Genomic DNA, 13,652 nt, shown 5'->3' with positions numbered 1-13,652 from the left:
GCGTGTCGGGCGGTGTCAGGCGCGGGACTCGCCGCCCAGGTGGTGGACGCGGACCATGTTGGTCGTGCCCGGGACACCCGGAGGGGAACCCGCGGTGATGACCATGGTGTCGCCCTCGTTGTAGCGCTGGAGCTTCAGCAGCTCGGCGTCGACCAGGTCGACCATCGCGTCCGTGTTGTCGACGTGGGGGACCACGAAGGACTCGACGCCCCAGCTCAGGGCGAGCTGGTTGCGGGTGGAGACCTCGGTGGTGAACGCGAGGATCGGCTGCTGGGCGCGGTAGCGGGACAGCCGGCGGGCGGTGTCGCCGGACTTGGTGAAGGCGATCAGGGCCTTGCCGTCCAGGAAGTCCGCGATCTCGGCGGCCGCGCGGGCGACCGAGCCGCCCTGGGTGCGCGGCTTCTTGCCCGGCACCAGGGGCTGCAGGCCCTTGGAGAGCAGCTCCTCCTCCGCCGCCGCGACGATCTTCGACATCGTCTTGACCGTCTCGATGGGGTACGCGCCCACGGAGGACTCCGCCGACAGCATGACCGCGTCGGCGCCGTCCAGGATGGCGTTGGCGACGTCGGACGCCTCCGCGCGGGTCGGGCGCGAGTTGGTGATCATCGACTCCATCATCTGGGTCGCCACGATCACCGGCTTGGCGTTGCGGCGGCACAGCTCGATGAGGCGCTTCTGCACCATCGGGACCCGCTCCAGCGGGTACTCGACGGCGAGGTCGCCACGGGCCACCATCACACCGTCGAACGCCATCACGACGTCCTGCATGTTCTCGACGGCCTGCGGCTTCTCCACCTTGGCGATGACCGGCACACGGCGGCCGACCTCGTCCATCACCTTGTGGACGTCCTTGACGTCGTTGGCGTCCCGGACGAAGGACAGCGCGACCAGGTCGCAGCCCATCCGCAGGGCGAAGCGCAGGTCCTCGACGTCCTTCTCGGACAGGGCCGGGACGTTCACCGCCGCACCCGGCAGGTTGATGCCCTTGTGGTCGGAGATGACCCCGCCCTCGACGACGATGGTCTTCACGCGCTGGCCGTCGACCTCGATGACGCGCAGCTCGACGTTGCCGTCGTTGATCAGGATCTGGTCGCCCTTGGAGACGTCCCCGGGCAGACCCTTGTACGTGGTGCCACAGATGGACTTGTCCCCGGGGACGTCCTCGGTGGTGATGGTGAACTCGTCGCCGCGGACCAGTTCGACCGGCCCCTCGGCGAACGTTTCCAGACGGATCTTGGGGCCCTGGAGGTCGGCGAGGACGCCCACCGCGCGGCCGGTGTCCTCGGCGGCCTGGCGGAGGCGGTGGTACCGCTCCTCGTGCTCAGCGTGGGATCCGTGGCTCATGTTGAAGCGGGCCACATTCATACCGGCCTCGATCAGAGCTTTCAGTTGCTCGTACGAGTCGACGGCGGGGCCCAGTGTGCAGACGATTTTGGAACGGCGCATAAGGCGGATCCTATCGGTTTGTTTCACTGCGGAATATTCCGTCTGGCGGAATGTACAAATGGGCGGGGTGCCGCTCAGTCGTGGGCCGCGGAGTTGACCAGCGAGTAGGTTTGCCGGGCGATTTCGAGCTCCTCGTCCGTCGGTACCACGGCCACCGCGACCCGCGCGTACTCCGGCGAGATCAGCCGCGCCTCCCCGGACCGCACGGCGTTCAGACCGGCGTCCACCGCCAGTCCCAGCTCCTCCAGGCCCGTGACGGCGGCCTCCCGCACCGGCGCCGCGTTCTCGCCGACCCCCGCCGTGAACGCCACCGCGTCCACCCGGCCGAGCACCGCGTAATAAGCGCCGATGTACTTCTTCAAACGGTGAATGTAGATGTCGAACGCGAGCTGCGCCCGCTCGTCGCCCTCATCGATCCGGCGCCGGATCTCGCGCATGTCATTGTCACCGCAAAGCCCCACCAATCCGCTCTTCTTGTTCAGCAGCACATCGATCTCGTCGGTCGACATTCCGGCGACCCGCTCGAGGTGGAACACCACCGCGGGATCGATGTCACCGGACCGCGTACCCATGACGAGCCCCTCCAAGGGGGTCAGGCCCATCGAGGTGTCCACGCACCGGCCGCCCCGCACCGCCGACGCCGACGCGCCGTTGCCCAGGTGCAGCACGATCACGTTCGCCTCGGACGGATCCTTGCCCAGCAGCTGCGCGGTGCGCCGCGCGACGTACGCGTGCGACGTGCCGTGGAAGCCGTAGCGGCGGATCCGGTGCGCGTCCGCGGTCTCGACGTCGATCGCGTACCGCGCCGCGTGCTCCGGCATCGTGGTGTGGAACGCCGTGTCGAAGACGGCCACCTGCGGCAGGTCGGGGCGGAGCGCCTGCGCGGTCCGGATGCCCGTGATGTTCGCCGGGTTGTGCAGCGGCGCCACCGGCACCAGGCGCTCGATCTCGGCCATCACCTCGTCCGTGATGACCGTCGGGGCGGAGAACCGCAGCCCGCCGTGCACCACCCGGTGCCCGATCGCCGCGAGCTCCGGGGAGTCGAGGCCGAGCCCGTCCGCCGCCAGCTCGTCGGCGACGGCCTTCAGCGCCGCCTCGTGGTCGGCGATCGGGCCCGTGCGCTCCCGCTGCCCGGCGCCGTCGGTCAGCGGCGTGTGGACCAGGCGGGAGGTCTCCTCGCCGATGCGCTCCACCAGGCCGACGGCCAGGCGTGCCCCGTCGTGCATGTCGAGCAGCTGGTACTTCACGGACGACGAGCCGGAGTTGAGGACAAGGACGCGGGAGGCGTCGTTCGCGTTGCTCACGGGTGCGTTGCTTTCTGTGGTCATGCGGAGGCGGGCTGGGACTGGATCGCGGTGATCGCGACCGTGTTCACGATGTCGCTGACGAGCGCTCCGCGCGACAGGTCGTTCACCGGCTTGCGCAGGCCCTGCAGCACCGGGCCGACGGCCACGGCGCCGGCCGAGCGCTGCACCGCCTTGTACGTGTTGTTGCCGGTGTTCAGGTCCGGGAAGATCAGCACCGTGGCCTGGCCCGCCACCTCCGAACCCGGCAGCTTCGTCGCGGCGACGGACGGCTCCACGGCCGCGTCGTACTGGATGGGCCCTTCGATCTTCAGCTCCGGGTGCGCCTCGCGCACCAGCTTCGTCGCCTCGCGCACCTTGTCGACGTCCGCGCCCGAGCCCGACGTGCCCGTGGAGTACGACAGCATCGCGATCCGCGGCTCCACCCCGAACCGGGCGGCCGTCGCGGCCGACTGGACGGCGATGTCGGCGAGCTGCTCGGCGTTCGGGACCGGGTTGACCGCGCAGTCCCCGTACACCAGCACCTTGTCCGCCAGGCACATGAAGAAGACCGAGCTGACGATCGACGCCTCGGGCTTTGTCTTGATGATCTCGAAGGCGGGGCGGATCGTCGCCGCCGTGGAGTGCACCGACCCGGACACCATCCCGTCGGCCAGCCCCTCCTGCACCATCATCGTGCCGAAGTAGTTGACGTCCGACACCACGTCGTACGCCAGCTCCACGCTGACGCCCTTGTGGGCGCGCAGCGCGGCGTACCGCTCGGCGAAGCGCTGGCGCAGCTCCGAGGCCGCCGGGTCGATCAGCTGGCTGTCCCCGAGGTCCACGCCCAGGTCGGCGGCCTTCTTGCGGATCAGCTCGACGTCGCCGAGCAGCGTCAGGGCGCACACGTCGCGGCGCACGAGGACGTCGGCGGCGCGCAGCACCCGCTCCTCCGCGCCCTCCGGCAGCACCACGCGGCGGCGGTCGGCGCGGGCCTGCTCCAGCAGTTCGTGCTCGAACATCATCGGTGTGACGCGGCCGCTGCGGGCCACCGAGATGCGCCCCAGCAGGTCGGCCGTGTCCACGTGCCGCTCGAACAGTCCGAGGGCCGTCTCCGCCTTGCGCGGGGTCGCCGCGTTCAGCTTGCCCTCCAGCGAGAACAGCTCCGCGGCGGTGGGGAAGCTGTTGCCGCTGACCGACAGCACCGGGGTGCCGGGCGCGAGGCGGGCGGCCAGGTTCAGCACCTCCCGGCTGGGGCGCTCGTTCAGCGTGAGCAGCACGCCCGCGATGGGCGGGTTCCCGGCCGAGTGCGCGGCCAGCGCGCCCACCACCAGGTCGGCGCGGTCGCCGGGCGTGACGACCAGGCAGCCGGGGGTCAGGGCGTTGAGGAAGTTGGGCAGCATCGCGCCGCCGAAGACGAAGTCCAGCGCGTCGCGCGCCAGCCCCGAATCGTCCCCGAGCACCACCTCGGCGCCCAGCGCCTGGCGGATCTGGGCGACCGTCGGCGCGGAGAGCGCCGGCATGTCCGGCAGGACGTAGCAGGGCACCGGGAGGCGGGCCGCCAGCCGCTCGGCGATGGCGTCGCGGTCCTCGGGCGCCACCCGGTTGGCGACCATGGCGAGGATGTCGCAGCCGAGGCTCTCGTACGCCCGGAAGGCGTTGCGGGTCTCGGCGCGCACCGAGTCGGCGTCCTGGTCCTTGCCGCCCACCACGGGTATCACCGGGGCGCCGAACTCGTTGGCCAGGCGCGCGTTGAGCGCCAGCTCCTCGGGCAGCTGCGTGGCGTGGAAGTCCGTACCGAGGACCAGTACGACCTCGTAGTCCCGCGCCACCGCGTGGAAGCGGCCGACCAGTCGGGACACCAGTTCGTCCGTGCCCTTCTCGGCCTGGAGCGCGGACGCCTCGTGGTAGTCCATGCCGTACACCGTGGCCGGGTCCTGGGACAGCCGGTAGCGCACCCGCAGCAGGTCGAAGAGGCGGTCGGGGCCGTCGTGCACCAGGGGCCGGAACACCCCCACCCGGTCCACTTGGCGGGTCAGGAGCTCCATGACTCCCAGCTCCACGACCTGGCGGCCGTCACCGCGGTCGATCCCGGTCACGTACACGCTGCGCGCCACGCATGCTCTCCTGTCAAGCGAGTGCTGATGCAAAATCCCTGATCGGGTGCCCGATACCCCCTTGACAATACCTCTGGCGCTGGGTTAAGCGCCCGCCGGGCGGTGAGGTCCGTGACGACAGCCCTTCGGCCGAGCGGCGGGGAACACGCCGCGTGGCCGTACCGTGGGACAATTCGGTAAGGCTCCCCCGTACCGATACCGAGCAGGAGACACAGCACGATGCGCATCGGAGTTCTCACCGCAGGCGGCGACTGCCCGGGCCTCAACGCAGTGATCCGGTCGGTCGTGCACCGGGCGCTCACCGGTCACGGCGATGAGGTCATCGGCTTCGAGGACGGGTTCAAGGGCCTCCTCGACGGCCACTACCGACCGCTCGACCTCAACGCGGTGAGCGGCATCCTCGCCCGCGGCGGCACGATCCTCGGCTCCGCCCGGCTGGAGCGCGCCCGGCTGCGCGAAGCCGCCGAGAACTGCGGCGAGTTGCAGAAGCGGTACGGGATCGACGTGCTCATCCCCATCGGCGGCGAGGGCACGCTGTCCGCGGCGCGGCTGCTGTCCGAGGCGGGGATGCCGGTCGTCGGCGTGCCGAAGACGATCGACAACGACATCTCGTCGACCGACCGCACCTTCGGCTTCGACACGGCCGTGATGGTCGCGACCGAGGCCATAGACCGTCTGAAGACCACCGCCGAGTCGCACCAGCGGGTGATGGTCGTCGAGGTCATGGGCCGGCACGCCGGATGGATCGCGCTGGAGTCCGGCATGGCGGGCGGCGCGCACGGCATCTGCCTGCCGGAGCGGCCCTTCGAGGTCGACGACCTGGTGAAGATGGTCGAGGAGCGGTTCGCGCGCGGCAAGAAGTTCGCGGTGATCTGCGTCGCCGAGGGCGCGCACCCCGCCGAGGGCTCGATGGAGTACGAGAAGGGCGCCATCGACCAGTACGGGCACGAACGGTTCCAGGGCATCGGCAACCGGCTGGCCAAGGAACTGGAGCGCCGGCTCGGCAAGGAGGCCCGGCCGGTCATCCTCGGCCACGTCCAGCGCGGCGGCACGCCCACCGCGTACGACCGTGTCCTCGCGACCCGCTTCGGCTGGCACGCGGTGGAGGCGGCGCACCGCAAGGAGTTCGGCCGGATGACGGCCCTGCGCGGCACGGACATCCACATGGTGCCGCTCGCGGAGGCGGTCACCCAGCTGAAGACGGTGCCTGGGAACCGGATGTACGAAGCGGAGTCCGTCTTCTGACGCTTCCGCACACGGGCAGCGGCCCCGGTCGGCCCCTCGCGGACGGCCGGGGCCGCCGGCTTTCCCGCCCGGCCGCTCGAACCTCCCCCGCCGGAATCGCCCGGCCGGAATTGCCGATTTCCCCTCTTGAGACCCCTCGCCGATTCAACAAGGCTTGACTCCTGTCCCGGACGACCCGCCACTTCGTCCGGGGCGGTCGACGACGGGGCGGACGGGCGGAAGGGGCGGCGCATGACCGACGGGGAGAGAGCAGCTCCCGACCCCCGGGAGGCGCGCGACCCCGCCGGGTTCGTCGAGTTGCTCCAGGCGCTCAAGGACGGGGCCGGCCTGACCTACCGGGAGCTGTCGGCCCGTGCCGAGGCGCTCGGCGAGGTCCTGCCGCGCTCGACGGTCGCCAACATGCTGGCCCGGAACTCGCTGCCGCGCGAAGAACTGCTGTCGGCGTACGTCCGCGCCTGCGGGGTGGGCCCCGGGGAACTGGAGCGGTGGCTCGCGGTCCGCAAGGACCTCGCCGGCCGCTGCCGCGCCGACGGCTCGGCGGCCGAGACCCGGGACCGGCCGGCCGGTCCCGGCGACGGTCCTGCCGATGCTCCCGCCGCCGCTCGGGCCGGGGCGGAGACCCTCCGCCGGGCCGAGGGCCCACCGCCCGGCACGGACCGCCCGCGGGGTCCGGCCGGCGACGACGGTCCCGATCAGGCCGGGCCGCGGGACGGCGGGCCGGGTGACGGCCCCGGGGCCGCCTCCGGGAGGGGGGAGCGATTACGCACCTGGGCCGCCCGCGGATTCGTGCCGCTCGTCGGGCTGCTCGCCCTCGCCACGGCCGCGACCACGGTCGTCGCGTTCCTGCGCGGCCCCGGCGGGGACCGCCCGCGGGAGGAGGCCGCGCCGCCCGCGCCCGGGCCGGTGCTCCTGCGGGCCCTGCACTCGGGCCTCTGCCTGAACGAGCGGCCCGGCCAGCAGAGCGGGCAGGTCTACCAGGTGCCGTGCGCGGAGGCGACCGTACCGCGCTACTCCCTCGTGCGGCTCGGCGGCGGGCGGTGGCGGATCCGCTCCGACCACCCCGACTTCGGGGCCGGCTGCGCGGGCATCCCGGTCGACCTCGCCGAACAGCACGGCGCTCCCCTGGTCGACCAGGAGTGCGGAAAACGGGGCTCGCGCGAGGAGTTCCGCATCGAGGCGTTCGACGGCGCCGGCCGGGAGGCCGGCCACCGCATCAGATCCGCGCACTCGGACCTGTGCCTGCGCGTCCGGGACGCCTCGCGCGAGCCGTGGGCGGATGTGGTGCAGGAGGCGTGCCGCGAGGACGGCAAGGGCCAGCTGTTCGGCTTCGACCCGCCCCGCGCGCCCTGACCGCGGCCGGTCACAGGTGGGCGAGCGACCAGAAGTGCTCGTCTATCCGGGCCAGGAACTCCTTGCCCGCCTGACCGTCGCTGCTGTCGGTGAGGTCGACGCCCCAGCTGTTGGTGGACACCATGCGTGCCTGGTAGTCGGCGTGCAGTTGCTGGAGCACCTCCTCCAGCCGGCCCCGGTCCATCGGCAGCAGTTTCGCCACCGGGCGGACGTACGCCTGCCAGCGCGTCGAGGCGGCGCTGCGCAGCAGCTCCGCGAGCTGCTCGTGCCGGCCCGTGACGGTGAGCAGCTCGCGCGGCCCGAGGGCCAGCGCGTCCGCGAGGGCGGCGGTCTGCCGCTCGTTCCCGCGCCAGCGGCCGGACTCCTCCATGCGGAGGTACGACTTGACGTCCAGGCCGACCCGCCGGGCCAGGTCCTCGGGTGCCATGGCCCGCGCCATCCGGTGCTCGCGCAGGGTCGTGGCGGCGGCCAGCAGTTCGCCGGGCGAACACCACAGGACGCCGGCGAGCGCGGTGAGCTCGTTCGGGGTGGGCGCGGCGACGCCTCGTTCCCAGGCCATCACCGTTTCCGGGGGGACGGCCAGTCCGTACTGGGCGCGCAGACCGTAGGCGACGTGGGCGGGGCCCATGCCGAGTGCCTCGCGCAGTCGGCGGGCGGCCAGCGCGTTGAAGGGTGGAGAGGGCGGGGAGGGGTGCACGCGGCACACGGTAGGTGCGGGCCGTCACCCTTGGCTACGGTGCGTTCAGCCAACGCCACGGATCGTAGGAACGTCCAGAAAAAACACTACCTATGGGTAATTCACCGCACCGCGGTGATCCACCGGTACTGGAGTTCCGGGCGGCCGACCTGGCCGTACTGCGGACTGCGGGCCGCCCGTCCCGCCTCCACCAGGTGCTCCAGGTACCGCCGCGCCGTGATCCGCGAGATGCCGACGGCCGCCCCGGCCTCGGCGGCGGTCAGGCCGCCGGGCGACTCCCGCAGCGTGCGGGTCACCGCCTCCAGCGTCGGCGCGCTCAGGCCCTTCGGCAGCGCCGCGGGCCGCGGCGTGCGCAGCGCCGCCAGCGCCCGGTCGACCTCCTCCTGGCCGGACGCCTCCCCGGCCGCCGCCCGGAACTCCGCGTACCGGCCGAGCCGGTCCCGCAGCGTCGCGAAGGTGAACGGCTTGAGGACGTACTGCACCACGCCGAGCGACACCCCCTCGCGCACGATTCCCAGGTCGCGCGCCGAGGTGACGGCGATGACGTCCGCGTGGTGCCCGGCCGCGCGCAGCGAGCGCAGCAGGTGCAGACCGTGGCCGTCGGGCAGGTACAGGTCGAGGAGGATCAGGTCGACGGCCGTCCGCTCCAGCAGCCGCCCGGCGGCGGCCCGGGTGTGCGCCACGCCGACGACGGTGAAGCCCGGCACCCGGCCCACGTACAGGGCGTGCGCGTCGGCGGCGACCGGATCGTCCTCCACGACCAGCACCCTGATGGCCGGTGCCGCGGTCATGAGCGGGTCTCCACCGGGGCGCGCGCGGCCCCGAGCGGCAGCCGTACGGTGAACTCGGCGCCCGCGTCCGGCCCGGCGGCGACCCGCACCGAACCCCGTCCCCGGTGGGCGGCCTGGCGGACGAGCGCGAGCCCGAGGCCGCGTCCGGGACCGCGGGTGGACCAGCCGCGCTCGAAGACGGCGTCGCGGTCCTCCTGGCCGACGCCCGGACCGGTGTCGGCGACGCGCAGCAGCAGCTCGCCGGCGTCCTCGTCCGCCCGCGCGGTCACGGTGACCCGCGCGAGCCGGCTGCCCTGGGCCGCCTCCAGGGCGTTGTCGACGAGGTTGCCCAGGATGGTGACCAGGTCGCGCGGCGGGAGCGTCGGCGGCAGGACCCCGTCGTCGATGCGGCTGTCCTCGGTCAGCACCAGCTCCACGCCCCGCTCGTTGGCCTGCGCCGCCTTGCCCAGCAGCAGTGCGGCGAGGACCGGCTCGGCGACCGCGTCGACCACCCGGTCGGTGAGGGTCTGGGCCAGCTCCAGCTCCGCCGTGGCGAACTCCACCGCCTCGTCGGCCCGCCCCAGCTCGATGAGCGACACGACCGTGTGCAGACGGTTCGCCGCCTCGTGCGCCTGGGAGCGCAGGGCCTGTGTGAAGCCGCGCTCCGAGTCCAGCTCGCCCGAGAGCGCCTGGAGCTCGGTGTGGTCCCGCAGCGTCACCACCGTGCCGCGCCGCTCGCCGCCGACGACCGGACGGGTGGAGACCACGAGCACGCGGTCGGCCGTCAGGTGCAGCTCGTCCGCGCGCGGCTCCGACGCGAGCAGCGCCCCGGTCAGCGACGGCGGCAGGCCGAGCTCGGCCACCGGTGCGCCCACCGCGTCCTCGCCCAGCCCCAGCAGCTCACGGGCCCCGTCGTTGATCAGCGCGATGCGCCGCTGCCCGTCGAGCATCACCAGCCCCTCGCGCACCGCGTGCAGCGCGGCCTCGTGGTAGTCGTGCATCCGGCTCAGCTCGGCGGCGTTCATCCCGTGCGTGTGCCGCCGCAACCGCGCGTTGATCACGTACGTGCCCAGACCGCCGAGAGCCAGCGCCGCGCCCGCCATGCCCAGCAGCGCGGTGACCTGTTTGCTCAGCTGCTCGCTGATCCGGTCGACGGTGATGCCCGCGCTGACGAGTGCGGTGACCCTGCCCCTGTCGAACACCGGCGCCACGGTGCGCACCGAGCGCCCGAGCGTGCCCCGGTACGTCTCCGAGTACGTCTCGCCGCGCCGCGCCTCCTCGATGTGGCCGAGGTACTTCCTGCCGATCTGGCCCGGATCGGGGTGCGTCCAGCGCGTACCGTCCGGCGCCATGATCGTCACGAAGGCGACGCCCTGGTCGCCGACGAGCGAGGCGGCGTACGGCTGGAGCGCGGCCGTCGGGTCGCCGGACCGGGCGGCGGCGACGACGGCGGGGGAGCGGGCGACGGCCGTCGCGGTCGCCGTGACCTGGCGGCGCGCGGTCTCCTCGGCCTGGCCGCGGTCGTCGACGTAGGCGAAGAGCGCGCAGCCCGCGACGACGACGGCCACCAGCACCACCTGCATCGCGAAGAGCTGGCCCGCGAGGCTCCGCGGGCGGGGCACCCGGGACAGGCCGCGGGGGCGGGGCGCCCGCGCCGGGAGGCGGGGCGCCCGCGGTATGCGGGGCTCGCGGGGTCTGCGCATGGGGTAAGTCTGCCTGGCCGGAAAACGTGTGAACGAAAGGTACGCAACGGTGACCGCGGTCACAAGGTGAGAGATGGTCTCCGGGATCCACAGGGACAGTGGAGCGACTCACCGAGGAGGACCCCGTGGCCGCACGACGGGACCGTACCCACTATCTGTATCTGGCCGTCATCGCGGCGGTCGTGCTCGGCATCGCCGTGGGGTTCGCCGCCCCGGGTGTGGCGGTCGAGCTGAAGCCGCTGGGCACCGGCTTCGTGAACCTGATCAAGATGATGATCTCGCCGATCATCTTCTGCACGATCGTCCTGGGGGTCGGCTCGGTCCGCAAGGCGGCCAAGGTCGGCGCGGTCGGCGGACTGGCCCTGGGCTACTTCATGGTCATGTCGACCGTCGCGCTCGCCATCGGTCTGCTGGTGGGCAACCTGCTGGAGCCCGGTGCCGGGCTGCACCTCACCGACGCGGCGCGCCAGGCCGGCGAGAAGCAGGCGTCCGGCGCCGGTGAAGGCACCGTGGACTTCCTCCTCGGTGTCATCCCCAAGACCATGGTGTCCGCCTTCACCGAGGGCGAGGTCCTCCAGACCCTGCTCGTCGCGCTGCTCGCCGGCTTCGCCCTGCAGGCCATGGGCAGGTCCGGCGAGCCGGTGCTGCGCGGCATCGGGCACATCCAGCGCCTGGTGTTCCGCATCCTCGCGATGATCATGTGGGTCGCCCCGGTGGGCGCCTTCGGTGCCATCGCCGCCGTCGTCGGCGAGACCGGGCTCGACGCGCTGAAGTCGCTCGCCGTCATCATGATCGGCTTCTACATCACCTGCGCCCTGTTCGTCTTCGTCGTCCTCGGTGCGCTGCTGCGGCTGGTGGCCGGGGTGAACCTCCTCGCGCTGCTGAAGTACCTGGGCCGGGAGTTCCTGCTCATCCTGTCGACCTCCTCCTCGGAGTCGGCGCTGCCGCGGCTGATCGCGAAGATGGAGCACCTGGGCGTGAGCAAGCCGGTCGTGGGCATCACCGTGCCGACCGGGTACTCCTTCAACCTGGACGGCACCGCCATCTACCTGACGATGGCCTCGCTGTTCGTCGCCGAGGCGATGGGCAACCCGCTGTCGGTCGGGGAGCAGATCTCGCTGCTCGTCTTCATGATCATCGCGTCGAAGGGCGCGGCGGGCGTGACCGGCGCGGGCCTGGCGACACTGGCCGGGGGCCTGCAGTCGCACCGCCCCGAACTGGTCGACGGCGTCGGCCTCATCGTGGGCATCGACCGCTTCATGAGCGAGGCGCGTGCCCTGACGAACTTCGCGGGCAACGCGGTCGCCACCGTGCTGGTCGGCACCTGGACCAAGGAGATCGATCGCGGCCGGGTCGCCGAGGTCCTCGCCGGTCGCGTCCCCTTCGACGAGCGGACGCTGGTGGACGACCACGCGTCGCCGGCGCCGGGGTCGGGGCTGGGGTCGGCGGCACCGGAGGCCGAGGGTGAGGCCCCCGGGCAGCGCGAGCCCGCCAAGGTCTGAGGCGCGGCGCCGTACCCGCGGGGAGCAGCCCGCACGGAGCCGCCACCGCGCGGGAGGAGGCCGGGGTGCCCCTCCCGCGCGGTGCCGCGTGCCGGCGAGGAGGCCGGGGTGCCCCTCCCGCGCGGTGCCGCGTGCCGGCGAGGAGACCGGGGTGCCGCCTTTCGAGCGGTGCCGTGTGCCGGCAGTCCGGGGCCCGGGGCGCGGGACGGCCGCCTATCCGCCACGGGTTTCCGGTGCCGGGGCGTACCGCCGGTAACAGGATCGTGTCATCGTGGTGGGCGACGTTTCTGGCATGCACATGCAGTACTCGTGGCTCCTCCGAAGGGACGGTCCCATGCCGCGCCTCCACGCCCTGCCCGCCGTGCTCGCCCTCGCTCTCACCCTCGCCGCCGGTTCGGTGACCCCCTCCTCCGCGACGGAGCAGGCGGCCCCGCCGCGCGATGTCGTCCTGGTCGGCAACAGCGCCGACGGCACGGTGAGCTTCATCGACTCCCGTACGTACGAGAACCTCGGCTCCCTCGACGTCGTCCCCGACCTCGACGAGGTGCTGGCCGGGATGAACCCCATCCGCCGGGCCGCCTACGAGATCGTCAGACAGCAGGCCGGGGGCGACAAGTTCGTCGACGACGCCCACGTCTCGCCCGACGGCCGCACCCTGTACGTCTCGCGCGGCAACCTCGGCGACGCCGCCGCGTACGACATCGCCTCCGGGCGTCAGCTGTGGCGCACCCACCTCGACGGCTTCAAGGCCGACCACGCCGCACTGTCGGCGGACGGCTCCACCTTCGTCGTCTCCGCCATCACCGCCGCCAAGGCGCAGACGCTCGACACCGCCACCGGCCGTATCACCGGCGAGTTCCCGACCGGCACGTACCCGCACGAGAACATGTACTCGCCGGACGGCAACCGCATCTACAACATGTCCATCGGCGTCACCTCCCTTCCCAAGGCCCTCGACGCGCTCAAGGGCACCAAGCGGGTGACCGTCGCCGACGCGAAGACGTTGAAGGTGCTGCGCACGTACACCTTCGACAAGGGCGTGCGCCCGGCGGTCGTCACGCCGGACGAGAAGACGATGTACGCCCAGCTGTCGTACCTCAACGGCTTCATCGAATACGACCTGGAGGCGGGCCGCACGGTCCGCACGGTGCGGATGCCGTTCAGCGCCGCGGGCGCCGCGCTCGAGCCCGACGACTACCCGCAGAACTCCGCGCACCACGGCATGGCGCTCAACGGCACGCACGACAAGCTCTGCATGGCCGGCACCATCGACGACTACACGGCCGTCGTCTCCCGCCCCGGTCTGACCACCGACGGCTTCGTCCACTACGAGCAGGGCGCACTGCCGTACTGGGCGGTGACGGCTCCCGGCGGCACGCACTGCTTCGTCACGCTCTCCCAGCGCGACGAGGTGTCCGTGGTCGACTACCGCACCGCCCGGGAGGTCGCCCGGGTGAAGGTCGGCGACTTCCCGCAGCGGGAGCGCGCCGGGAAGGTCGCCGAGGACGCGCTGGCCGGGCTGCGCCGCTGACGCTCACG

At 72.4% G+C, this 13,652-nt stretch carries 10 protein-coding genes; 4 read left to right on the top strand and 6 right to left on the bottom strand.

From position 1 onward, the window contains the following. Positions 1-15: 15 nt before the first annotated feature. The 3 genes from pyk to pta all read right to left on the bottom strand — a co-directional run bounded on the left by pyk (position 16) and on the right by pta (position 4,846). On the bottom strand, positions 16-1,446 hold the full coding sequence (gene pyk / locus IH00_RS0115070) for a pyruvate kinase (protein ID WP_031073706.1): 1,431 nt from the start codon (positions 1,444-1,446) through the stop codon (positions 16-18). A gap of 74 nt (positions 1,447-1,520) precedes the next feature. Then, complete coding sequence (locus IH00_RS0115065; protein WP_031073705.1) at positions 1,521-2,750, bottom strand: acetate kinase; 1,230 nt, start codon at positions 2,748-2,750, stop codon at positions 1,521-1,523. 20 nt (positions 2,751-2,770) lie between these two features. After that, positions 2,771-4,846 carry a phosphate acetyltransferase gene (gene pta, locus IH00_RS0115060; RefSeq protein WP_031073703.1) on the bottom strand — a complete coding sequence of 692 codons (2,076 nt, stop codon included), beginning with the start codon at positions 4,844-4,846 and terminating at the stop codon, positions 2,771-2,773. 219 nt (positions 4,847-5,065) lie between these two features. Between pta and IH00_RS0115055 the strand changes: the two genes are divergently transcribed. Together IH00_RS0115055 and IH00_RS45060 are read left to right on the top strand one after the other, a co-directional pair. Then, the gene (locus IH00_RS0115055; RefSeq protein ID WP_031073700.1) at positions 5,066-6,091 is read left to right on the top strand and encodes an ATP-dependent 6-phosphofructokinase; all 1,026 of its coding nucleotides are present in this window, start codon (positions 5,066-5,068) and stop codon (positions 6,089-6,091) included. Positions 6,092-6,322: 231 nt separating this feature from the next. Next, positions 6,323-7,441: a transcriptional regulator gene (locus IH00_RS45060; protein ID WP_031073699.1), complete on the top strand. Its 1,119-nt coding sequence runs from the start codon at positions 6,323-6,325 to the stop codon at positions 7,439-7,441. Between the two features lie 10 nt (positions 7,442-7,451). On the opposite strand, the gene IH00_RS0115045 is transcribed toward IH00_RS45060, so the two are convergent. The 3 genes from IH00_RS0115045 to IH00_RS0115035 form a co-directional block, all read right to left on the bottom strand. Continuing rightward, positions 7,452-8,138, bottom strand: coding sequence for a helix-turn-helix domain-containing protein (locus IH00_RS0115045; protein WP_078887763.1), 687 nt, complete (start codon positions 8,136-8,138; stop codon positions 7,452-7,454). A 101-nt stretch (positions 8,139-8,239) separates the two neighbouring features. Further along, positions 8,240-8,929 carry a response regulator gene (locus IH00_RS0115040; RefSeq protein ID WP_031073695.1) on the bottom strand — a complete coding sequence of 230 codons (690 nt, stop codon included), beginning with the start codon at positions 8,927-8,929 and terminating at the stop codon, positions 8,240-8,242. Beyond that, a complete protein-coding gene (locus IH00_RS0115035; protein WP_052411391.1) occupies positions 8,926-10,491 on the bottom strand; it encodes a sensor histidine kinase in 1,566 nt (521 codons plus the stop codon). Before IH00_RS0115035 ends, IH00_RS0115040 begins: the two co-directional genes overlap by 4 nt. A gap of 245 nt (positions 10,492-10,736) precedes the next feature. On the opposite strand from IH00_RS0115035, the gene IH00_RS0115030 reads away from it, so the two are divergent. Continuing rightward, positions 10,737-12,113 carry a cation:dicarboxylate symporter family transporter gene (locus IH00_RS0115030; RefSeq protein ID WP_031073691.1) on the top strand — a complete coding sequence of 459 codons (1,377 nt, stop codon included), beginning with the start codon at positions 10,737-10,739 and terminating at the stop codon, positions 12,111-12,113. A 334-nt stretch (positions 12,114-12,447) separates the two neighbouring features. Then, positions 12,448-13,644 carry a YncE family protein gene (locus tag IH00_RS0115025; protein WP_031073689.1) on the top strand — a complete coding sequence of 399 codons (1,197 nt, stop codon included), beginning with the start codon at positions 12,448-12,450 and terminating at the stop codon, positions 13,642-13,644. Positions 13,645-13,652 lie beyond the last annotated feature (8 nt).

This window comes from Streptomyces sp. NRRL S-118 (genome assembly GCF_000716335.1).
In the GTDB taxonomy this organism is placed as follows: Bacteria; Actinomycetota; Actinomycetes; order Streptomycetales; family Streptomycetaceae; genus Streptomyces.
The sequence above is the reverse complement of the archived record's forward strand: the minus strand, read 5'-3'. Positions and strand labels throughout refer to the sequence as shown.

Coding starts and splice junctions, on each gene's coding strand:
- pyk (WP_031073706.1), bottom strand. CDS start 1,446: ATGCGCCGTTCCAAAATCGTCTGCACACTGGGCCCCGCCGTCGACTCG.
- IH00_RS0115040 (WP_031073695.1), bottom strand. CDS start 8,929: ATGACCGCGGCACCGGCCATCAGGGTGCTGGTCGTGGAGGACGATCCG.
- IH00_RS0115035 (WP_052411391.1), bottom strand. CDS start 10,491: ATGCAGGTGGTGCTGGTGGCCGTCGTCGTCGCGGGCTGCGCGCTCTTC.
- IH00_RS45060 (WP_031073699.1), top strand. CDS start 6,323: ATGACCGACGGGGAGAGAGCAGCTCCCGACCCCCGGGAGGCGCGCGAC.
- IH00_RS0115055 (WP_031073700.1), top strand. CDS start 5,066: ATGCGCATCGGAGTTCTCACCGCAGGCGGCGACTGCCCGGGCCTCAAC.
- IH00_RS0115025 (WP_031073689.1), top strand. CDS start 12,448: ATGCCGCGCCTCCACGCCCTGCCCGCCGTGCTCGCCCTCGCTCTCACC.